This is a genomic window from Nocardioides sp. NPDC051685, assembly GCF_044453405.1.
Taxonomy (GTDB): Bacteria; Actinomycetota; Actinomycetes; order Propionibacteriales; family Nocardioidaceae; genus Nocardioides.
The window spans coordinates 465,048-486,522 of record NZ_JBITCR010000004.1 but is presented as its reverse complement, the minus strand read 5'-3'; the positions used below and the strand labels follow the sequence as shown (position 1 = coordinate 486,522).

Here is a 21,475-nt window from a genome sequence, read left to right as displayed (position 1 = left end):
CGGGCGAGAAGGAGAAGTGCATGACCACCACCGCAGCAAGGATCGACGGCAAGCGCGTCGCCGCTGATCTCAAGGCCGGGCTCGCCGTGCGGGTGAAGGCACTGAACGAGGCCGGGATCGAGCCGGGTCTCGGCACCATCCTCGTCGGCGACGACCCCGGGTCCCACTCCTACGTCGCGGGCAAGCACCGCGACTGCGCCGAGGTGGGCATCGCCTCGATCCGGATCGAGCTGCCTGCCAGCGCCTCGCAGGCCGAGATCGAGGCCGCGGTGCAGCAGCTCAACGAGGACCCGACGTGCACCGGTTTCATCGTCCAGCTGCCCCTGCCGCCGCACGTCGACACCCACCGGGTCCTGGAGCTCATCGACCCGGACAAGGATGCCGACGGTCTCCACCCCACCAACCTCGGCAAGCTGGTGCTCGGCACCCCGGCCCCGCTGCCGTGCACGCCGCGCGGGATCATCGAGCTGCTGCGGCAGCACGACGTGCCGATCACCGGTCAGCGCTTCTGCGTCATCGGCTGCGGTCTGACCGTCGGCAGGCCGCTCGGGCTCATGCTCACCCGGCCGACCGAGCACGCCACCGTCACCCTGTGCAACATCGAGACCCGCGACGTCGCCGCCCATGCCCGGGCCTCGGACGTCATCGTCGCCGCCGCGGGCGTCGCCCACCTGGTCAAGCCCGACTGGGTCAGCCCCGGCGCCACGGTCCTGTCCGTCGGGATCACCCGCACCATCGAGGGCATCCTGGGCGACGTCGACCCGAACGTGGACGTCGTCGCCGGCAAGATGACCGGCGCCACCGGTGGCGTCGGTCCGATGACCCGCGCGATGCTGCTGACCAACATCGTCGAGATCGCCGAACAGCAGCTGGCCGTCAGGGAGGCGATCACAGGGGCGCTGACATGACCGCCGAGCGCTGTCAGGTGATGGGCATCATCAACGTCACCCCCGACTCGTTCTCCGACGGCGGCAGGTTCCTCGAGGTCGACGCCGCCGTACGCAGGGGCCTCGAGCTCGTCCGCGACGGTGCCGACATCCTCGACGTCGGCGGCGAGTCCACCCGGCCCGGTGCCCGGCGGGTCAGCGAGGCCGACGAGCTCGCACGGGTGACCCCGGTCGTCGAGGCCCTGGCCCGGGGAGGCGTCCCGGTCTCGGTCGACACCATGCGCGCCTCGGTCGCCCGGCGAGCGGTCGAGGCCGGTGCGGTCATCGTCAACGACGTCTCCGGCGGGCTCGCCGACCCCGAGATGCTGCCCTTCCTCGCCGAGGCGGACGTCACCTGCGTACTCATGCACTGGCGGGCGCACTCCACGCGGATGGACGACTTCTGCTTCTACGACTCGGTCGTCGACGACGTCCGGGCCGAGCTCCGCGGCCGGGTCGAGGCCGCACTCGACGCCGGCGTACGTCCCGAGCGCATCATCCTCGACCCCGGCCTGGGGTTCGCCAAGACCGCCGCCCAGTCCTGGGAGCTGCTCTCGGCCCTCCCGGCGCTGCGAGATCTCGGCTTCCCCCTCCTCGTCGGAGCCTCCCGCAAGCGCTTCCTCGCCGAGGCGGCGGCGTACGGACGACGGCAACCGGACGTACCGGCCGACCGGGACGAGGCGTCGGACGCCGTCGCGGCCATCGCCGCGGCGGAAGGCGCCTGGGGAGTGCGCGTGCACTCGGTCTCCGGTGCCGCTGCCGCCTCCCGGGTGGCCGCGCGGCTGCGCGGGGCCACGGTCGCAGCCGAGCTGGTCGGCGCCGGGGCAGGGCGGCGATGAGTCGCCGCTCGGCCGCCGCGACCGTACGCAGGCTGCTGCTCGACGCCCGCTACGAGGTCCTGCCCACCGCGTCGATCGAGGAGGTCGTCACCACTGCCCTTCCCGCCGGCCGAACCGTCACGGTGACCGCTTCCCCGGCCAAAGGCCTGGAGCGAACCGTGGACCTGTCCGTCCGGCTTGCCGGCCACGGCTACGACGTCGTGCCCCACCTCGCCGCGCGCATGGTCTCGAGCCGGGCCGAGCTCGCCGAGATCACCGGCCGGCTGAGGGCCGCCGGCATCGAGAAGGTCTTCGTGCCCGCCGGCGACGCGGAGCGGCCGGGTGAGTTCCCCGGCGCGCTGGAGCTCCTCGAGGCTCTCGTCGATCTCGGCGACCCGTTCAGCCACGTCGGCGTCGCCGGATATCCGGAGGAGCATCCGACGATCATCCACGACCGCCTGGTCCAGGCCATGTGGGACAAGCGCCACCACGCCACCGAGATCGTCAGCAACCTCACCTTCGATCCCGCCGCTCTCACCGACTGGGTACGCCGCGTGCGTGCCCGCGGTGTCACGACCCCGATCATCGTCGGACTGCCGGGTCCGGTCGAGCGCGCCAAGCTCCTCGCCATGGCGACCAAGATCGGGGTGGGGGAGTCGACGAGGTTCCTCGCCAAGAACACGGGGATGTTCGCCCGCATCGCCGCCCCGGGCGGCTACTCGCCGGAGCGGTTCCTCATGCGCGCCGCCGCGGGCCTGGAAGGGGCCGAGGCCGCGGTCTCAGGCCTGCATCTGTTCACGTTCAACCAGGTCGCCGAGACGGAGAGCTGGCGCCGCGACCTGCTGGCACGCCTGGATGGTGACTCGCTGTGACGGAAACAGCCATCGACCTCGACGTCACCGAGGTGGAGCGCCGGCTCCTCGCCCGTTGGCCGGAGACCAGGATCGCCCCCTCCCTGGAACGCATCCGGGCGGTGATGGAAGTGCTCGGCCAGCCGCAACGCGGCTACCGGTCGATCCACATCACCGGCACCAACGGCAAGACGAGCACCGCGCGGATGGTGGAGGCGATCCTGCTCGAGCTGGGCTCGAGCGTCGGCAGGTTCACCAGCCCCCACCTCGCCGACATCCGGGAGCGGATCAGCATCGGCGGGCGGCTGATCTCGCCCGAGGCGTTCGTCCGCGCCTACCGCGACGTCCTGCCCGCGGCCGAGGCCGTGGACCGGGCAGGTCCCACTCCGCTGTCGTTCTTCGAGATGACGGTCGCCATGGCCTACCAGGCGTTCTCGGCCGCCGGCATCGACGTGGCGACGGTCGAGGTCGGCATGGGTGGCATGTGGGACGCGACCAACGTCATCGACGCCCCGGTCGCCGCGATCCTCCCGATCGGCCTCGACCACGTCGACCAGCTGGGTCCGACCAGGCTCGACATCGCCGCCGAGAAGGCCGGGATCATCAAGCCCGGAGCGCTGGCCGTGACGGCCCGCCAGACCCCCGAGGTCGAGCAGCTCCTCCGGACCCACGCCGACGCGCATCTGGCGAGGCTCGTGGTCGAGGGCCGCGACTTCGGTCTGAGCGGCCGCCGGGCCTCGGACGAAGGCCAGATCATCTCGGTCGACGGCCTCGCGAGTCATTACCCCGAGGTCCCGCTCTCCCTGCACGGGCGCCATCAGGCGCACAACGCGGCCGTCGCGATCGCGAGCGTCGAGGCCCTCCTGGAGGGGGCGATCCCGCTGGACGTACTCCGACGGGCGCTGGGGTCGGCCAGATCGCCCGGGCGGCTGGAGGTGCTGCCGGGAACCCCGGCCGTGGTCCTCGACGCCGCCCACAACCCCGACGGTGCTCGGGCCCTGGCGGCCGGCCTCGCCGACCTGGGCCGGCGACCGACCGTCGCCGTGGTCGCCGCGATGGGCGACAAGGACCTGGCCGGCATGCTCGCCGAGCTCGAGCCCGTCGTGACCACGATGATCTGCACCCGGAACAGCAGCCCGCGGTCGCTGTCGGCCGGGGACACCGCCGCCGCGGCGCGAGGCGTCCTGGGCGAGGATCGGGTCGTGGAGGTCGGGCATCTCGGCCATGCTCTCCTCGAGGCGATCCGGACGGCCTCGGCGCTGTCCGGGGACAGTGGCGCCCAGGTGCTGGTCACCGGCTCCGTGGTCACGGTGGGAGAGGCACGCGGCCTGTTGGGCCCGTGAAATCAGTTCTGTGAAATCGGTGCTGTGAAATCGGTTCTGCCCCTGGCCCGTCGTGGCCAGGGGCAGAACCGTCGTGCAGTCCGGTGGCGTCAGCGCACCATGCCGTGCGGGTCGATGACGTACTTGGTGGCCGCACCCTGGTCGAACGCGGCGTAGCTCTCCGGAGCCTCGTCGAGGCTGATCGCCTTCGCGTTGACGGCGTCGGCGATGTGAGCCTTGTCCGCGAGGATCAGGTTCATCAGCTGGCGGTTGTACTGCTTGACCGGGCACTGGCCGGTCACGAAGGTGTGCGACTTGGCCCAGCCGAGGCCGAGACGTACGCCGATCTGCCCCTGCTTGGCGGCGTCGTCGACGGCGCCCGGGTCGCCGGTCACGTACAGGCCGGGGATGCCGAGCGAGCCGCCCGCCCGGGCGACGTTCATGATGTCGTTGAGGACGGTCGCGGGCTGCTCGGCGGCGTCACGGCCGTGGCCGCGGGCCTCGAAACCGACGGCGTCGATCGCCGCATCCACCTCCGGCTCGCCGACGATGTCCGCGATGATGTCCGCCAGCGCGTCACCGGTGGACAGGTCGGCGGTCGCGCAGCCGAAGCTGGCGGCCTGCTTGAGCCGGTCCGCGTTCATGTCGCCGACGATGACGGTCGCGGCGCCGAGCAGTTGAGCCGAGTACGCCGCGGCGAGCCCGACCGGGCCGGCACCTGCCACGTACACGGTCGAACCGGTGGTGACGCCCGCGGTGTAGGCACCGTGGTAGCCGGTCGGGAAGATGTCGGAGAGCATCGTCAGGTCGAGGATCTTCTCCAGCGCCTGGTCCCGGTCGGGGAACTTCAGCAGGTTGAAGTCGGCGAACGGCACCATGACGTATTCCGCCTGGCCACCGATCCAGCCGCCCATGTCGACGTAGCCGTACGCCGCGCCGGCCCGTGCCGGGTTCACGTTGAGGCAGATGCCGGTCTTGCCCTCGTTGCACATCCGACAACGGCCGCAGGCGATGTTGAACGGGACCGAGCAGATGTCTCCCACCTCGTGGAAGAGGACGTCGTCGCCGATCTCGACGATCTCGCCGGTGATCTCGTGGCCGAGCGTCTGACCGATGGCTGCGGTCGTCCGGCCGCGGACCATGTGCTGGTCGCTGCCGCAGATGTTGCTGGTCACGAGCTTGAGGATCACCGCGTGCGGCGCGGCGCGCTTGATGCCCAGGCCGCTGGCGACCTCCTGGGGGAGCTCCAGCTTCGGGTACTCGATGGACTCGACGGCCACCTCGCCCGGCCCCTTGTAGACGACGACTCTGTTGTCTGCCATGGCGTCTCTTCTTCCTGCCCCCGGATGGGGGCGTCCGGCGTACTCGGGTTTGCAGGGTGTTTCTCATAGCGAAACAAAAGCGCTATATGAAACAAACTAGACCGTTGGCGGCATCGGCATCAAGACCCTTGTCCGATCGATTTCCGGGGCTCCAGAGGCGGTGCCCGGGCCGCGCGCGGCGCCTGCGCGGCGATGGGTGGCTGAAAGCAAAATCTGCAAGGGAGGCATACTGTTTCAGCATGAGCAACACGAGCGAAACACGGAGCACGACCGTTCACTCAGTTGACCGAGCCATCTCCATCCTCCAGGTGCTCGCCCGTCGGGGGGCCATCGGCGTCACGCCGATCGCCGAGGAGCTGGGGGTGCACAAGTCCACGGTCTTCCGGTTGCTGGCGACGCTCGAGGCCCGTGGGCTGGTGGAGCAGAACTCGACTCGCGGGCACTATCAGCTCGGCTACGGCGTCATCCAGCTGGCTGCCGGCGCGACCCGCAAGCACGACATCTCCGTCACCAGTCGGCCGATCTGCATGGCGCTTGCCGATGCGGTCGGCGAGACCGTCAACATCGTCATCAACGACGGTGCGGAGGCGATCACGATCGACCAGGTGATCGGGAGCGCCGAGATCACGTCGGTGAACTGGGTCGGACAGCGGAGCCCCTTGCACACGACCGCGTCCGGCAAGGTCTTCCTGGCGACCATGCCGGCCGAGGAGCGTCGGAAGATCCTCGAGGGTGGCCTCGAGCGCTACACCGAGAAGACCGTCGTCGACCCGGAGAGGCTCGAGGAGCAGCTCGCCGAGGTCAGGGAGCTGGGATACGCCTTCTCGGTCGACGAGCACGAGATCGGCCTGACCGGGGTGGCGGCGCCGATCCGTTCGCTGGGCGGCGGGGTGATCGCTGCCGTGGTGGCCTCCGGTCCGTCCTTCCGCATCACCGCCGAGAAGGCGCCCGAGCTGGCCGAGCACGTGCTCGCGGCCGCCGCGGCGATCTCCGAACGGAACGGCTTCCCCAAGGCCGAGTGACCGCCTCTGTCGTGCCGTGGATCGGCACGCCGAATGGGCCCGCATGCCTGGTGCATGCGGGCCCTTCGCGTACGTCGTGACGCGCATGTAAATCCTGCGAGCGAATCCAGATGAATTCGTTGACAGCGTCTGGAATCGCGCGGCAGAATCGTTTCGCGCTACGCAGTAGTTGTGCAGAGTGAAACAACCCGCCGTCTGGCGGACCGCCGTATCTGAACCCGGAACCTGCCCGGTTTGAGCGTGGGAGACATCAACGTGACGCGAATGAGCACCGAACCGACGCCTGATCTGGCGTCCCTGGCGGACGGGCGAGCTTCCGGCTACGGCCTGGAGGCGCCTTTCTACACGAGCTCGGAGATCTACGAGCAGGACCTCGACGTCATCTTCGGCCGACACTGGATCTTCGCTGTCGCCGAGGCCGAGATCCCGGACCCCGGTGACTACGTCACCGTCGATCTGGGACCCCACTCCGTGATCGTGGTCCGTGACGACGACGAGAACGTCCGCGCCTTCCGGAACGTGTGCCGTCACCGCGGGTCTCGACTGCTCGGGTCGGGCTGCGGCTCGATCGGTAACATCGTGTGTCCCTACCACCAGTGGACCTACCGGGTCGACGGCAGCCTGATCTTCGCCGAGTCCCAGCCGGACACCTTCGAGTACGACAAGTTCGGGCTCAAGCCGGTCAACGTGCGCGCGGTCGGCGGGCTGGTCTTCCTCTGCCTGGCCGACGAGCCGCCGGCCGACTTCGACGAGGTCAGCCAGCTCATCGAGCCCTACCTGAAGCCCTACGACCTGGCCTCGGCGAAGATCGCCCACCAGACCGACATCGTCGAGGAGGGCAACTGGAAGCTGGTGATGGAGAACAACCGCGAGTGCCACCACTGCGACGCCTCCCACCCCGAGCTGCTCACGGCGTACTTCCCGATCAGCCGCTACGAGGCCGAGGACGTGCCGCCGCGTCTGCAGCAGGTCTTCGAGCGCTACCAGGAGGCGCAGGCCGAGCTGGAGAAGGCCCGCGAGGTGATCGGCTTCCCGAACGGGGATCTGTGCCAGCTGCAAGGCAAGGCGACGGGGTTCCAGATCTCCCACCTTCCGCTCGACGGCGCGGGTGCCTCCTTCGGCCCCGACGGGCAGCAGCTGTGCGCGAAGCTGATGGGTTCCATCGAGGACCCGCGGTTCGGTGACCTCTCGCTGCACATGCAGCCCAACTCGTGGTTCCACTTCCTCGGCGACCACGCTGTCGTCTTCTCGGTGATCCCGCTCGCGGTCGACCGGACGCTGGTCCGCACGACCTGGCTGGTCAACCCGGAGGCCGTCGAAGGGGTCGACTACTCGGTCGAGTCGCTCACCTCCGTCTGGCGTGCCACCAACGACCAGGACCGGGTCCTGGTCGAGGGCACCCAGCGAGGCGTGACGGACCCGGGCTACGTACCTGGTCCGTACTCAGAGGTCGAGGGTGAGGTCGATGCATTCATCACCTGGTATGTCCAACGCGTCCAAGCCAACGCCTAGCCGGAGCTCGGGAGGAGACATGACCATCATGGAGACCGACATCCCCGAGGTGTCGGAGCCCAACTCGTTCGGTCTGCAGAACGGCCGCCCGGCGGCCGTCCGCAGCCGGCGGTCGCTCGAGCCCTGCTGGGCCGAGAGCGACGTGATGGACCTGGTGTGCAGCCAGGTGCTCGCGGTCACCCATGACGTGAAGACCTTCGTCTTCACGACCCCCGACCGGCGTCCCTTCGACTTCGAGGCGGGCCAGTTCATCACCATCCGCGTCGAGATCGACGGCGAGCTGATGACCCGCTGCTACACGATCGCCTCGCCGCCGACCAGGCCCGACCGACTGGCCATCACGGTCAAGCGGGTCCCCGACGGCATCGTGTCGAACTGGCTCCACGACAACCTCGAGCCCGGGGCCTGGATCTCGATGCACGCGCCGGCCGGTGCGTTCGTCCTGCCCGAGGAGGACGCGCCGAAGTATCTGTTCCTCTCCGCGGGCAGCGGGATCACCCCGGTGCTCTCGATGACGCGCACGCTGTACGACCTCGGGTCGGAGGCGGACATCCTCTTCGTCCACAGTGCGCGTACGCCGGCCGACATCATCTACCGCGGCGAGCTGGAGGCGATGGCACGCCTGATGCCCAACCTCCGGGTGGTGGAGATCTGTGAGGGCGATGCCCCCACCGAGCGCTGGATGGGGTTGCAGGGACGCATCTCCAAGCCGGTCCTCGAGATCCTGGCGCCCGACCTCAACGAGCGGGAGACGTTCATCTGCGGTCCCGCGGGCTACATGGCCGCGGCGAAGTCGCTGCTCGAAGAGCTCGACTACGACATGGACAAGTACCACGAGGAGAGCTTCGACTTCGGCGCTCCCGAGGTGCCTTCTCCGACGGCCGCGCCGCCGGTCGAGCAGGACGCCGACGGCGAGGCCGCGGCCGGGTTCTCGATCGAGTTCGCGCGCAGCGGGAAGATGATCACCTGTGGTCCGGACGAGACCATCCTGGAGGCAGCGATCGCCGCCGGCATGCGGCCGATGTCCGCCTGCGGCCAGGGCATGTGCGGCACCTGCAAGGTGTCGATGCTCTCCGGTGAGGTCGACATGAAGCACAACGGCGGCATCCGGCCCAAGGAGGTCGCCAACCAGAAGGTGCTGATCTGCTGCTCCAAGCCGCTGGGTGACATCCAGCTGGACTGCTGAGTTCAAGCCGTACGCGGCACCGGTGGCTGTCAGGTCGCAGACCTGGCAGCCACCCGGGTGTCAAAGGACCTGACGGATCTCGCGCTCGAAGCTGCCGATGTGTTCGAGGGTGAGCTTCTCGGCGCGGTCGGCGTCGCCGTCCGCCACGACGGTGAGGAGCTGGGCCTGCTCGACGACGTGGTGGGCCAGGTCGGGGAGCCGGTCGATCACCATCCACCAGATCCTGATGGCCAGGTTGTCGTACCTGATCAAGATGTCCTCGAGGTGGGCGTTGCCGCTCGACCGGTAGATCAGGCCGTGAGCGGCCTTGTCGACCTGCATCAGCGAGGTGCGGTCCCCGTCGCCGAGCTTGCCCTCGCCGATCTGGGCCGCGAGGGTGCGCATCTGCTCGCGCTGTTCGGCCGTTGCGCGCTCCGCGGCCATGCGTGAGGCGTACGGCGCGAGCTGGCGCCGGATCTCGGCGATCGCGGTGAGCTCGGTGGCGTCGATCGTCGTCGCGAAGGTGCCGCGGCGCGGGAAGGAGTGGACCAGGTGGTCGGCCTCGAGGCGCTTGATCGCCTCGCGGACAGGGGTTCGGCCCATGCCGATGGCCGCGGCGATCTGGCCGTCGTTGATCGGCGCTCCCGGCCGGATGTCGAGCATCACCAGGCGCTCGCGGATGTACTGGTAGGCCTGCTCGGCGAGCGAGCCGGCGGGGGGAGTCGCCGTCGTTGCCAGGATCTCGTCAACCGTCATTGCGTCGTGCCCCACTTGTCCGTTCCGGCCGGTGTGCTTTTTACCATCCTAGACTGATACATCAGTCGCCGGGTAATGGTGTGCCGAACACCTGCAGCAACCGCTCGGCCTTCCAGCCCGCCTCGGCGTACTCGTCCTGCGCGGTCGAGTGCACGGTGATCCCGCCTCCGGTGCCGAGCTCCCAGGTGCCGTCGCCCGTCGTGGTGAGGCTCCTGATCACGACACCGAGATCCGCCCGGCCGTCGGGCGCGATCCATCCGAAGGCACCGGAGTAGACCCCGCGCGGGGTGGTCTCGACGCTTCGGATGATCTCCATGGTCCGGAGCTTCGGTGCGCCGGTCATCGAGCCGGCGGGGAAGAGGGCGCGCAGGGCCTCGATGCCGGTGACGCCGTCGCGCAACCGGCCGCGCACGGTCGTCACGAGCTGGTGGACCGAGGCGTAGGACTCGACCGCCATCAGCGACGGGACCGTCACCGAGCCGGGGTCGCACACTATCGCCAGGTCATTGCGGAGGAGGTCGACGATCATCAGGTTCTCGGCGCGGAACCGGGGGTTCGACGCCAGCTCCCGGCGCAGCTCCTCGTCCTCGTCCGGGCACGTCCCGCGCGGGGTGGTGCCCTTGATCGGCCGGGTCTCGATCACGCGATCCCGGTCGATCGTGGCGTACCGCTCGGGCGAGGAGCTCAGCAGCCGCATGCCGTGATGCTGGACGAAGCCGGCGTAGGGGGCGGGGTTGAGCTCGCGCAGGCGCAGGTACGCGACGGCCGGGTCGACCTCGTCCCGCACCTGGATCCGGTGCGTCAGGTTCACCTCGTAGGTGTTGCCGGCCCGCAGCTCTCGCTGCACCTGGTCGAAGGCTCGTGCATAGGCGGCCGGGGCGTCACCGGCGGCCACCGGCCGGTGTCGGATGCTGCTGCCCGCTGGTGCGGGCGATCGGTCGAAGGTGGTCGTGTGCCGGGTCCGCATCCAGACCGCGTCGGGCATCGCGGGATCGCCGGCGTCGCTCGTCCTGGCCGGGAGGTCCGGGCGGCACCCGTAGCCGAACCAGCCGACCCAGATCTCGTCCGGCGGCGTACGGGCCAGCTCGTCCTCGAGGACGCTGAAGATGTCGGTGCCGACCGGGCTGACGTCGGCGCTGCGATGTCGGAGGACCTCGCCGCGGGTGGCGTCGTAGGTGAGGGAGACGTCGTCGTCGCGCAGCGCTCCCATGATCGAGCGCGGCGCGGGCCCGGGTCCTGGGCCGGCGTCCAGCCAGAAGCAGCGTGGGTGGGTGCTCGCCATCTCGGCGAACCGCTCCTCGGGAGTCATGTCGTCGCCGAGAGGAAGTTCGCGACCAGAGCTGCCCCGTGCTCGCTCAGGATCGACTCGGGATGGAACTGCACGCCGACCTGAGGCAGTGATCGGTGGCGTACGGCCATCACCACCGGCTCGCCGCCATCTCCGTCCGTCTCGGCGATGACCTGGAGCTCGGACGGGATGCTCGTCGCGGCGAGCGAGTGATAGCGCACGGCCGAGAACGAGGACGGTACGCCGGTGAACAGCGTGTCGCCGCGGTGCCGGACCCGCGCCACGTCGCCGTGCGCGGGTGGGATCCGGTCGACCCGCCCTCCGTAGGTGGTCACGACGCCCTGCATGCCGAGACACACGCCGAGCACCGGGACCGTCCCGGCCCGCAGCACCTCGCCGCCGACGGCGAAGTCGGCGGGATCCGCCGGATGTCCGGGGCCGGGGGAGAGGACGACGTGGTCGAACCCGAGGACATGGGCCGCCGTCGTCGCGTCGTGCTGGACCACGGTCGGGAGCGCCCCGGTGACGCCGGCGATCAGATGCACGAGGTTCCAGGTGTAGGAGTCGTGGTGGTCGACGACGACGACCCGAGGGCGAACGGTGTGTGTCACTGGCCACCTCCCTGACGAGCACTGTCGACAACTAGTATATCAGTGATAGGGTCCCGGCATGACCGAGCGTGCGAACCGGGTGGTGCGGCTGCTGAGTCCGCGCAGATCGAGCACTGCGGTGCCGGCCCCGGACGCCGTGGCCGTCGTGCTGGCCGAGCTCGGCCTGCCCGTGCGTGAGGTCGTGCCGCCGGCTGCGGCCCACGTTCCTGCGGTTCGGTCGGGGGCGTTCGTCTTCACCTCGGGGCAGTTGCCGATCCGGCAGGGCGAGCTTCTCGCCACGGGCAGGGTGGGCGACACGCTCGGTGTCGCCGACGGTCAGGCCTGCGCGCAATGGTGCGTGCTCAACGCACTGGCTGCGATCAGGTCCGAGATCGGTGACCTCGGACAGGTGAAGCGGGTCATCAAGGTCGTGGTCTATGTCGCCTCGGGGGCGCTCTTCACCGACCAGGCCCTCGTCGCCAACGGCGCCTCGGAGCTTCTCGGCAGGGTGTTCGGCGACGCGGGGCGGCACGCGCGCTCCGCGGTCGGCGTCTCGGCCCTGCCTCTGGATGCACCGGTCGAGCTCGAGCTCGTCGTTGAGATCTGACCCTTGTCAGTGTGATGCATCACATATAAGGTAACTAATATATCAGCGTCTGGACGGGTAGCGCCCCACCGAAGTGCCGCCGCCCGGAGCCCCATGTGGCACCGACAGATGCTGCTCATCCCAAGAGCCCTCGATCGGAGTGCGTCATGAGATCATCTGCAGGTAGCGGAGAGCTTTCACCAGTAGCGTCGCCGCGCCACAGGTCCGCCAGCGAGAACGGCAGCCCGACCCATCCAGCCCTCGACTGTCCGCCGGCGGAGACGGCCAAGGACGCCGGGGGTCTTGACCGCGTCGTCTTCGGGGTCACTGCGGTCATCGCGATCGGCTTCCTGGTATGGGGATTCGTCAGCACGGACTCGCTGGCGTCGGTCTCGGGGACGTCGCTGTCCTGGGTGATGACCAACCTGGGCTGGCTCTTCGTCACCGCGGCGTCGACCTTCGTCGGCTTCGTGCTGTGGCTCGCCTTCGGCAAGTTCGGGAACATCCCGCTCGGCAGGGACGGCGAGGAGCCCGAGTTCCGTACGGTCTCGTGGATCACCATGATGTTCAGCGCCGGCATGGGGATCGGACTGATCTTCTACGGCGTCAGCGAGCCGATCAGCCACTACATCACACCTCCGCCGGGCGCCGTCGGCGATGGTGATGCCGAGAAGATCCAGACGGCCATGGCCACGACCCTCTTCCACTGGGGCATCCACCCGTGGGCGATCTACGCCCTGGTCGGTCTCGCGATCGCCTACAGCGTCTTCCGCAAGGGCCGCGGCCTGCTCATCAGCTCGGTCTTCGAGCCCCTCCTCGGGCGTCACGCGCACGGCGCCGGCGGCAAGGTCATCGACATGCTGGCGATCTTCGCGACGCTCTTCGGCTCGGCCGCTTCGCTCGGCCTGGGCGCACTTCAGATCCGCAGCGGCCTCGAGATCGTCGGCGGGATCGGCAAGATGGGCAACGGCATCCTGGTCGTCATCATCGCCGTGCTCACGGTCGCGTTCGTCTTCTCGGCGGTCTCGGGTGTGGCCAAGGGGATCCAGTGGCTCTCGAACATCAACATGGTGCTCGCCGTCGGACTCGCCCTGTTCGTCTTCCTGGTCGGTCCGACCGTGTTCATCCTCAGCCTGGTCCCGACAACCGTCGGAAGCTACTTCCAGGAGGTTGCGATGATGTCGGCGCGTACGTCGGCCGAGGGATCCGAGACCGCCGCCTGGCTGTCCGGCTGGACGGTCTTCTACTGGGCGTGGTGGCTCTCCTGGACGCCGTTCGTCGGCATGTTCATCGCGCGGATCTCGCGCGGTCGCACCATTCGCCAGTTCGTGACCGGTGTGCTCCTCGTACCGTCGCTGGTGAGCCTCGTCTGGTTCGCCGTCTTCGGTGGCGCGGCCATCGACCTGCAGCAGAAGGGCGTGGACATCGCCGGCGCGGGTGGTGTGGAGACCCAGCTGTTCACCACGCTGGAGTCCTTCCCGCTCGCCACGGTGGCGAGTGTCGTGGTGATGATCCTGGTTGCCCTCTTCTTCGTCTCGGGCGCGGACGCGGCCTCGATCGTCATGGCCACGCTCTCCGAGCGAGGCTCCATCGAACCGGGCAAGCCGACGGTGATCTTCTGGGGTGTCGCAACCGGTGCGGTCGCCGCCGTGATGCTCCTGGTCGGGGGCTCCGACGCGTTGAGCGGCCTGCAGACCATCACCATCATCGCGGCGGTTCCGTTCGTCGTGGTCATGATCGCGTTGTGCGTATCCCTGGTGAAGGACCTCCGGGAGGACCCGCTGGTGGTGCGTGCCCAGTACGCCTCCAGGGCCGTCGAGCAGGCCGTCGTCTACGGTGTCTCCGAGCACGGTGACGACTTCGTCATCAAGGTGTCTCGTGATCCCGATGCGCCCGCCGACGAACCGGCCGGCGACGAATTGGTCGAGGACGAGGAAGCCAGCTAGTCCAGCTCGGTCAGCAGGCACGAGTCGCGAAGGAAGCGGTGTGGTGAAGCGAGACGCGGAGGGCGCGTACTCCGTGGAAGATCCGGTGGACGCGCTCGGCGTCACCGAGCCCAAGACCTGGGCCGCCGGTGTGCCGGCGGTGCGGAAGGCGCTCGAGTATTCGTTGACGCAGACTTCGGTGCGGCGTACGGCGTTGACCTTGTTGAACCTCAACCAGGCCGGCGGGATCGACTGCCCGGGGTGCGCGTGGCCGGAGCCGGGCCACCGGCACCGGAACGAGTACTGCGAGAACGGCGCCAAGCACATCGCCGACGAGGCGACGTCGCGCCGGGTGACGCGTGAGTTCTTCGCGCGTCACCCGGTCGCGGAGCTGGACGGGAAGTCGGACTACTGGCTCAACCAGCAGGGCCGGCTGACCGAGCCGATGGTCAAGCGACCCGGGGCGACGCACTACGAGCCGATCAGCTGGGAGGACGCGTTCGCGACCATCGCCGAGGAGCTCAACGGACTGGACTCTCCCGACGAGGCGATGTTCTACGTCTCGGGCAGGCTCAACAACGAGGCCGCGTTCCTGCTCCAGCTCTTCGCCCGCGCGTTCGGCACCAACAACCTCCCCGACTGCTCGAACATGTGTCACGAGTCCAGTGGCACGGCGCTCAACGAGACCCTGGGGATCGGCAAGGGCAGCGTCCAGCTCGAGGACATCTACAACGCGGACCTGGTGTTCGTGGTCGGCCAGAACCCGGGCACGAACCACCCGCGGATGCTGTCCGCGCTGGAGGAGACCAAGCAGCGCGGTGGCAAGGTGATCGCGGTGAACACGCTGCCCGAGGCGGGTCTGATGCGGTTCAAGAACCCGCAGAAGGCCCGTGGAGTGGTGGGCCGGGGCACCCAGATCGCGGATCGGTTCCTGCAGATCCGCCCCGGCGGTGATCTCGCGCTGTTCCAGATGCTCAACCGGCTTCTGCTCGACGCCGACCGGTCCGCCGGCGGCGGTGTGCTCGACTGGGAGTACATCGCCGAGTACACGACCGGGTTCTACGCCTTCGCCGAGCAGGCCCGCACGATCACCTGGGAGACGGTGCTCGAGGCCACAGGGCTGACCCGCGAGGAGATCGAGGCGGTCCACGAGCAGGTGCTGGCCAGCCGCTCGGTCATCGTCTGCTGGGCGATGGGGCTGACCCAGCACAAGCACGGGGTGCCGACGATCCGGGAGGTGGTCAACTTCCTCATGCTCCGGGGCAACATCGGCAAGCCCGGGGCGGGAGTGTGCCCGGTCCGGGGCCACTCCAACGTGCAGGGCGACCGGACGATGGGCATCTGGGAGAAGATGCCCGACTCCTTCCTCGACGCGCTCGGCGCCGAGTTCGGGTTCGACCCGCCGCGCAAGCACGGGTACGACTCGGTCGACGGCGTCCGGGCGATGCGGGACGGGAGGGCGAAGGTCTTCATGGGGGTCGCCGGCAACTTCGTCCGGGCGATCTCGGACAGCGACGTCGCCGAGGCCGCGCTGCGGAGCTGCAGGTTGACGGTGCAGGTCTCCACCAAGCTCAACCGCTCCCACACGGTGGTCGGCGAGACGGCGCTGATCCTCCCCACCCTGGGCCGCAGCGACGTCGACGTCCAGGCCACCGGCGAGCAGTTCGTGACCGTCGAGGACTCGATGAGCTCGGTGCACGCCACCCGTGGCAAGCTCGCGCCCGCCTCGGAGAGCCTGCTCAGCGAGGTCGCGATCGTCTCCCGTCTGGCGAAGGCCACGATCGGTGACCGCTACGGCATCCGCTGGGCGGACTTCGAGGCCGACTATGGCCGCGTCCGCGACCGGATCGCCCGGGTGGTGCCGGGGTTCGAGGAGTTCAACCGGCGGATCAAGGATCCTAACGGGTTCGTCCTCCCCAACCCGGTCAACTCCGGCGTCTACCGCACGCCGAGCGGCAAGGCGGTCTTCACGCGCAACGACCTGACCTGGCTGGAGTCCCCGCCGGGCCATCTGATCCTGCAGACCCTGCGCTCCCACGACCAGTGGAACACCATCCCGTACGCCATGGACGACCGCTACCGCGGCATCCACCATGCCCGTCGCGTGGTGATGGTCAACCCGGCCGACATCGACGAGCTGGGGCTCGCCGACGGCGATCGTGTCGACATCGTCGGGGTCTGGGAGGACGGCGTCGAACGGCGGGCGCCCGGGTTCACCCTGGTCGCCTATCCGGCGAGCCGGGGCTCGGCCGCTGCGTACTATCCGGAGACCAACGTCCTGGTGCCGCTCGACAGCGTCGCCGAGGGCAGCAACACCCCGACCTCGAAGGGGGTCGTGGTCCGTCTGGAGCTCGCCGGAGCGGAGTCGGACTGACGCGCTACCGGTTGTAGATTCGTACCTGTGAAGAGGCCACGAAGTTCCAACCGCTCATCCCGGATCGTCACGAGGGGTGAGCGGGCCTGATGGACAGCCAGACATTCCTCAGTCTCGGGCTGGTGCTGGTCTTCGTGCTGGTCGGCGGTGTCTTCGCCGCGACCGAGCTGGCGTTGGTGTCGCTGCGTGAGAGCCAGCTGACCGCTCTGGAGCGCAAGGGTCCACGCGGGGCGCGGGTGGCGGAGGTCGCCCGCGACCCCAACCGCTTTCTGGCCGCGGTGCAGATCGGCGTGACCGTCGCCGGGTTCCTCTCCGCGGCCTACGGCGGGTCGGCGATCGCGCCCGACGTCGCGCCCTACCTGGAGCGCCTCGGCCTGGGCGAGGCGCTCGCCGCGACCACGGCGCTGATCGTGCTGACCCTGTTCATCGCCTACCTCTCCCTGGTCCTGGGCGAGCTCGTGCCCAAGCGGCTGGCGCTGCAGAAGGCCGCCGGGATCTCGCTGGCGGTCGCTCCCGTGCTGGACGGGTTCGCCAGCGTCATGCGGCCGGTGATCTGGCTGCTCTCGGTCTCCACCGATGCCGTGGTGAGGTTGCTCGGTGGTGACCCGAAGGCCTCGGCCGAGCAGGTCTCGGAGGAGGAGCTGCGCGAGATGGTCTCCACCAACCAGGACCTCGAGGAGGAGGAGCGCCGGATCCTCCATGACGTGTTCGCCACCACCGAGACGACGCTGAAGGAGGTGATGCGCCCGCGCGGCGACGTCACCTTCATGCCCGCCTCGATGCCGCTTCCGGTCGCCGCCGAGACCGTGCGCGACCTCCCCTACTCCCGCTACCCGGTCACCGGGGAGGGCTTCGACGACATCCTCGGCTTCCTGCACGTACGCGACCTGCTCGGTGTCGTCGCGACCGATCAGCGCACGATCCGCGACGTCTGCCGTCCGGTGCTCACGCTGCCCGGGAGCAAGCGGGTGATCCCGTCGGTCGCCACGATGCGCGAGGGCGGCACCCACCTGGCGATGGTGGTCGACGAGTACGGCGGCACCGACGGCATCGTGACCCTCGAGGACCTCGTCGAGGAGATGATCGGCGACATCCGTGACGAGTACGACCACGGTGAGGCCCGCATCCGCGACCACGGTGACCCGTCCCGGATCGACGGCGCGATGACCATCGAGGACTTCGCGGACGCCACCGGCATCGAGCTCGAGGACGGCGTGTACGAGACCGTCGCCGGCTATCTCATCTCCCGGCTGGGGCACATCCCGCAGGTCGGGGAGGCGCTGGCCGTTCCGGGCGGCACCTTGGAGGTCGCTGCTCGGAACGGCAACCGGGTCACCGAGATCGCGCTGCGCCCCGAGGCGACACCTCCGGCACCGGAGTGAGGACGGTGCCGTCGGCCAGCCAGCGGTCGAGGTTGTCGAGGGTCAGCTGCTCCATGGCGGCACGGGTCTCGACGGTGCCGCTGGCCAGGTGCGGGAGGAGCACCACGTTGTCGAGGGCAATCAGCTCGTCGGGGACCTTGGGCTCATCGGTGTAGACGTCGAGGCCGGCGCCGGCGATGCCGCCCTCGACCAGCAGCTCGACCAGCGCGTCCTGATCGACCACCGAGCCCCGCGCGATGTTGACGAGATAGCCGTCGGGACCCAGCGCCTCGAGCACCTTGCGATCGACGAGATGCTGCGTACCGCTGCCGCCGGAGGTGGCGAGCACCAGGATGTCGACGTCGGCGGCGAGCTCGGCGGGGGAGGCGGCGTAGGCGTAGGGGGCGCCGGGGACCTCGCGGCGGGAGTGGTAGGTGATCGGGCAGCCGAACGCCTCGAAGCGGGTCGCGATCGCCTGGCCGATCCGGCCCAGACCCAGGATGCCCACCCGCTTGCCCGAGAGCTTGCGGGTCAGCGGGAAGTTGCCGGCCTGCGGCCAGTCGCCGCGGCGTACGAACCGGTCGGCGGCGCTGAGGCGGCGCAAGGTGTCGAGGGCCAGGCCGAGCGCGGTGTCGGCCACGCAGTCGGTCAGCACGTCGGGGGTGTTGGAGACCAGTACGCCTCGCTCGGCGGCGGTGTCGACGTCGGTGGTGTCGTAGCCGACACCGAAGTTGATGACGGCGCCGAGCGCGGGCAGCTGTGCCATCAGCTCGCCCGGTACGCCGGTGCGGCCGGTGGTCACCACGGCACCGATCGAAGGGCCGTGCTCGGCGAGGAACGCGGCGCGGGTGTCGTCGTCGGGCAGCACCAGGGCGTCGTAGCGGTCGGTGAGGGTGGCGGCCAGCGACGGCTTGAGCGGTCCTACCTGGAGGATGCGGCGGGTCACGGGTTCTCCTGTCGTTGGGTTGGCCGTCAGACGACGGTCTTGACGAGGGCGGTCAGCTCCGCCAGCTCCGGCTCGGTGAGGTCGGTCAGCGGGGGACGTACCGGACCGGCCGGGCGGCCGGCCGCGGTCAGCCCGGCCTTGACGATGGAGACGCCGTAGCCGGCGCCCTGGTCGCGGATCGCGATGTAGGGGACGACGAAGTCACGGATCCGGGCGAGCACCTCGTCACGGTCGCGGTTGCGCACGGCGTCGTAGAACTCGACCGCCCACTGCGGCGCGAAGTTGAAGATCGCCGAGGAGTAGGTGCTGACGCCGAGCTCGAGGTAGGGGAGGGCGTACGTCTCGGCCGTCGGCAGTCCGCCGACGTAGACCAGCCGGTCACCGAGGCGGGCGTTGAGCGTGGCCAGCAGGTCGATGTCGCAGACGCCGTCCTTGAAGCCGATGAGGTTCGGGAACTCCTCTGCGAGACGGACGATCGTGTCGGCGTCGTAGCGGGCGTTGGCGCGGTGGTAGACGATCACGCCGAGCGAGGTGGCGGAGCAGACCCGGGCGACGTGCTCGTACAGGCCGCGACCGGGGAGCTCGGTGAGGTAGGGCGGCAGCAGCAGGATGCCGTCGGCGCCGTCCGTCTCGGCGCGCTGCGTCATCGCGACGGCCTGGGAGGTGCCGTAGCCCGCCGCGCCCATCACGGGGGTGCGGTCGCCGCTCTCCTCGACGGTGGCCCGCAGGACCCGGGACACCTCGTCGTGGGTCAGCGAGAAGAACTCGCCGGTGCCGCCGGCCGCGAAGAGACCGGCGACGTCGAAGGCTCCCAGGTGCTGGAGGTGAGCGCGGTAGCCGTCCTCGTCGAAGGCGTAGTCGGCAGTCGCGTGCGTCACCGGGAACGACAGCAGGCCGGTGCCGAGGGCGTCCCGGAGCTCGGTGGGGGTGTAGCGGCCCATGGGGTCTCCTCAGGGGTTCGACGGCGTCGGGGATCCCGAGGCTAGGCAGCGATGGTGATACGCGTCCAACATCGTCAGGGCATCGCTCGATGCCCCATGGGCATCGGGTGACGTGCTTGACGTCACACAAATTCCGCTCGTACGGTTCATCCACGAATGACAACGACGTCCACATATGTAGATGTCGCCGATCGACTGGAGGAACAGTCGCATGAACTTTCGTCCCTCGATGCGCTCCCGCTGCGGCCTCGCAAGCGCCGCGCTCCTGGCTGTCTCGCTCACCCTCTCGGCGTGCGGTGTCGCCAACTCCGACAGCGCCGGCGCCGCCGGTGACACGGTCCGGATCGTGCTCCCGCAGGAGCCGCCGACCCTCGAACCCTGCGACGCGAACCTGACCTCGACGGGCGTCGTCGTGCGCTCCAACATCACCGAGCCGCTGGTCGAGCGCGACCCCGCCTCCGGTGAGCTCCAGCCGCTGCTCGCCACCGAGTGGGAGCAGACCGCGCCGACCACCTGGACCTTCACCCTCCGCGAGGGGGTGAAGTTCTCCGACGGCTCCGCCTTCGACGCCGAGGCCGCCGCGCACTCCATCGACCGCGCGGTCAACGGCACGTTCGGCTGCAACGTCGAGGGCTACGTCTTCGGTGACGAAGCCGTCGAGGCCAAGGCCGTCGACGCCACCCACCTCGAGGTGACCACCGCCGAGGCCGACCCGATCCTTCCGCTGCGCCTCTCCTTCATCGAGGTCGTGCCCGCGTCGACGAGCGACACCGCCAAGGTGCGCGAGCCGATCGGCACCGGCCCCTACAAGATCGAGGACTGGCAGAACGGCACCAAGCTGACCCTCGCGGTCAACGACACCTACTGGGGCGAGGCTCCCGCCTTCAAGAAGGCGGAGTACCAGTGGCGTGAGGAGGGCAGCGTACGCGCCGCGATGATCACCAACGACGAGGCCGACATCGCCACGGGCCTCGCGCCCGAGGACATCTCCGGCGACGCCGCGGTCCGCTACCCGAACAACGAGACGACCGCGCTGCGCTCGACAGGGACGTACGCCCCGCTCGACGACATCCGGGTGCGGCAGGCGATCAACTACGCGATCGACCGCGAGTCCATCGTCGACAGCCTCTTCGACGGCTACGCCGAGGTCGCCTCCCAGCTGGTGCCGGAGGGCGTCGTCGGGCACAACTCCGACCTCGAGGCATGGCCCTATGACCCGGAGAAGGCCAAGTCCCTCATCGCCGAGGCGAAGGCCGACGGAGTGCCGACCGACACCAAGATCCGGCTGATCTCCCGCAACGGCCTCTTCCCCAAGGTCGGCGAGACCGTCGAGGTCGTGCAGAAGGCGCTCGAGGACATCGGCCTCAACGTCTCCATCGAGATGATGGACACCGCCGCGTCGATCGAGTACCAGTCGCGCCCGTTCCCGAAGAACACCGGGCCGTACATCATCCTCGTCCAGCACGGCAACCAGGCCGGTGACGCGCAGTTCTCCGTCGACCAGTACATGCTCAGCGACGGCGCCCAGTCGACGTTCGGTACGCCGGAGTTCGACGCCCAGATCGCGGCCGCCGACAAGGCCGAGGGCGAGGACCGCCAGGGCGCGTTCGCGGGCATCTTCGCCGACGAGCCGGAGAAGGTCTCGCAGTTCGCCTACATCGCGCACATGACCGGGATCATCGGCGAGTCGGACAGGGTCGAGTACAAGCCGAACTCGGCCACCGGCGACGAGATGCGCGTGACCGAGATGAAGCCGGCCAAGTGACTCCG

At 69.3% G+C, this 21,475-nt stretch carries 18 protein-coding genes; 12 read left to right on the top strand and 6 right to left on the bottom strand.

Features of this window, described 5'->3' with window-relative positions:
• The first annotated feature begins 20 nt into the window (after nucleotides 1–20).
• Genes ACIA03_RS15090 through ACIA03_RS15075 form a run of 4 tightly spaced genes read left to right on the top strand, consistent with a single transcriptional unit; the run spans nucleotide 21 to nucleotide 3,938 of the window.
• Nucleotides 21–908 carry a bifunctional methylenetetrahydrofolate dehydrogenase/methenyltetrahydrofolate cyclohydrolase gene (locus ACIA03_RS15090; RefSeq protein ID WP_396983749.1) on the top strand — a complete coding sequence of 296 codons (888 nt, stop codon included), beginning with the start codon at nucleotides 21–23 and terminating at the stop codon, nucleotides 906–908.
• The gene (folP, locus tag ACIA03_RS15085) at nucleotides 905–1,765 is read left to right on the top strand and encodes a dihydropteroate synthase (RefSeq protein WP_396983746.1); all 861 of its coding nucleotides are present in this window, start codon (nucleotides 905–907) and stop codon (nucleotides 1,763–1,765) included. Before ACIA03_RS15090 ends, folP begins: the two co-directional genes overlap by 4 nt.
• Nucleotides 1,762–2,616, top strand: a complete 855-nt coding sequence (locus ACIA03_RS15080) for a methylenetetrahydrofolate reductase (protein WP_396983744.1) — start codon at nucleotides 1,762–1,764, stop codon at nucleotides 2,614–2,616. The genes folP and ACIA03_RS15080 overlap by 4 nt, the downstream gene beginning before the upstream one ends.
• Entirely contained in the window at nucleotides 2,613–3,938 is a 1,326-nt protein-coding gene (locus tag ACIA03_RS15075; protein WP_396983742.1) for a bifunctional folylpolyglutamate synthase/dihydrofolate synthase, read from the top strand. Before ACIA03_RS15080 ends, ACIA03_RS15075 begins: the two co-directional genes overlap by 4 nt.
• 89 nt (nucleotides 3,939–4,027) lie before the next feature.
• Here ACIA03_RS15075 and fdhA read toward each other — a convergent pair whose 3' ends face one another.
• Entirely contained in the window at nucleotides 4,028–5,239 is a 1,212-nt protein-coding gene (gene fdhA / locus ACIA03_RS15070; RefSeq protein WP_396983740.1) for a formaldehyde dehydrogenase, glutathione-independent, read from the bottom strand.
• 239 nt (nucleotides 5,240–5,478) lie between these two features.
• On the opposite strand from fdhA, the gene ACIA03_RS15065 reads away from it, so the two are divergent.
• The 3 genes from ACIA03_RS15065 to ACIA03_RS15055 all read left to right on the top strand — a co-directional run bounded on the left by ACIA03_RS15065 (nucleotide 5,479) and on the right by ACIA03_RS15055 (nucleotide 8,959).
• The gene (locus ACIA03_RS15065; RefSeq protein ID WP_396983738.1) at nucleotides 5,479–6,261 is read left to right on the top strand and encodes an IclR family transcriptional regulator; all 783 of its coding nucleotides are present in this window, start codon (nucleotides 5,479–5,481) and stop codon (nucleotides 6,259–6,261) included.
• A 264-nt stretch (nucleotides 6,262–6,525) separates the two neighbouring features.
• Nucleotides 6,526–7,773: an SRPBCC family protein gene (locus ACIA03_RS15060; protein ID WP_396983736.1), complete on the top strand. Its 1,248-nt coding sequence runs from the start codon at nucleotides 6,526–6,528 to the stop codon at nucleotides 7,771–7,773.
• Between the two features lie 19 nt (nucleotides 7,774–7,792).
• Nucleotides 7,793–8,959: an FAD-binding oxidoreductase gene (locus ACIA03_RS15055; RefSeq protein WP_396983734.1), complete on the top strand. Its 1,167-nt coding sequence runs from the start codon at nucleotides 7,793–7,795 to the stop codon at nucleotides 8,957–8,959.
• 60 nt (nucleotides 8,960–9,019) lie between these two features.
• Here ACIA03_RS15055 and ACIA03_RS15050 read toward each other — a convergent pair whose 3' ends face one another.
• The 3 genes from ACIA03_RS15050 to ACIA03_RS15040 all read right to left on the bottom strand — a co-directional run bounded on the left by ACIA03_RS15050 (nucleotide 9,020) and on the right by ACIA03_RS15040 (nucleotide 11,593).
• A complete protein-coding gene (locus ACIA03_RS15050) occupies nucleotides 9,020–9,694 on the bottom strand; it encodes a GntR family transcriptional regulator (protein WP_396983731.1) in 675 nt (224 codons plus the stop codon).
• A 61-nt stretch (nucleotides 9,695–9,755) separates the two neighbouring features.
• Nucleotides 9,756–11,003 carry an anthranilate synthase component I family protein gene (locus tag ACIA03_RS15045; RefSeq protein WP_396983729.1) on the bottom strand — a complete coding sequence of 416 codons (1,248 nt, stop codon included), beginning with the start codon at nucleotides 11,001–11,003 and terminating at the stop codon, nucleotides 9,756–9,758.
• Complete coding sequence (locus tag ACIA03_RS15040) at nucleotides 11,000–11,593, bottom strand: anthranilate synthase component II (protein ID WP_396983727.1); 594 nt, start codon at nucleotides 11,591–11,593, stop codon at nucleotides 11,000–11,002. The genes ACIA03_RS15045 and ACIA03_RS15040 overlap by 4 nt, the downstream gene beginning before the upstream one ends.
• Before the next feature lie 58 nt (nucleotides 11,594–11,651).
• Between ACIA03_RS15040 and ACIA03_RS15035 the strand changes: the two genes are divergently transcribed.
• From ACIA03_RS15035 to ACIA03_RS15020, 4 genes are all read left to right on the top strand, one after another.
• Nucleotides 11,652–12,179, top strand: coding sequence for a RidA family protein (locus tag ACIA03_RS15035; RefSeq protein ID WP_396983725.1), 528 nt, complete (start codon nucleotides 11,652–11,654; stop codon nucleotides 12,177–12,179).
• A 146-nt stretch (nucleotides 12,180–12,325) separates the two neighbouring features.
• Nucleotides 12,326–14,104: a BCCT family transporter gene (locus tag ACIA03_RS15030; RefSeq protein ID WP_396983723.1), complete on the top strand. Its 1,779-nt coding sequence runs from the start codon at nucleotides 12,326–12,328 to the stop codon at nucleotides 14,102–14,104.
• A 43-nt stretch (nucleotides 14,105–14,147) separates the two neighbouring features.
• A complete protein-coding gene (locus ACIA03_RS15025) occupies nucleotides 14,148–16,457 on the top strand; it encodes an FdhF/YdeP family oxidoreductase (RefSeq protein WP_396983721.1) in 2,310 nt (769 codons plus the stop codon).
• A gap of 89 nt (nucleotides 16,458–16,546) precedes the next feature.
• On the top strand, nucleotides 16,547–17,839 hold the full coding sequence (locus ACIA03_RS15020; RefSeq protein ID WP_396983719.1) for a hemolysin family protein: 1,293 nt from the start codon (nucleotides 16,547–16,549) through the stop codon (nucleotides 17,837–17,839).
• Here ACIA03_RS15020 and ACIA03_RS15015 read toward each other — a convergent pair.
• Both ACIA03_RS15015 and kdgD read right to left on the bottom strand, forming a co-directional pair.
• Nucleotides 17,790–18,764: a 2-hydroxyacid dehydrogenase gene (locus ACIA03_RS15015; protein ID WP_396983717.1), complete on the bottom strand. Its 975-nt coding sequence runs from the start codon at nucleotides 18,762–18,764 to the stop codon at nucleotides 17,790–17,792. The genes ACIA03_RS15020 and ACIA03_RS15015 overlap by 50 nt on opposite strands.
• Before the next feature lie 26 nt (nucleotides 18,765–18,790).
• Nucleotides 18,791–19,705, bottom strand: coding sequence for a 5-dehydro-4-deoxyglucarate dehydratase (gene kdgD / locus ACIA03_RS15010; RefSeq protein WP_396983715.1), 915 nt, complete (start codon nucleotides 19,703–19,705; stop codon nucleotides 18,791–18,793).
• Nucleotides 19,706–19,916: 211 nt separating this feature from the next.
• Between kdgD and ACIA03_RS15005 the strand changes: the two genes are divergently transcribed.
• Nucleotides 19,917–21,470, top strand: a complete 1,554-nt coding sequence (locus tag ACIA03_RS15005) for an ABC transporter substrate-binding protein (RefSeq protein WP_396983713.1) — start codon at nucleotides 19,917–19,919, stop codon at nucleotides 21,468–21,470.
• The last annotated feature ends 5 nt before the right edge of the window (nucleotides 21,471–21,475 follow it).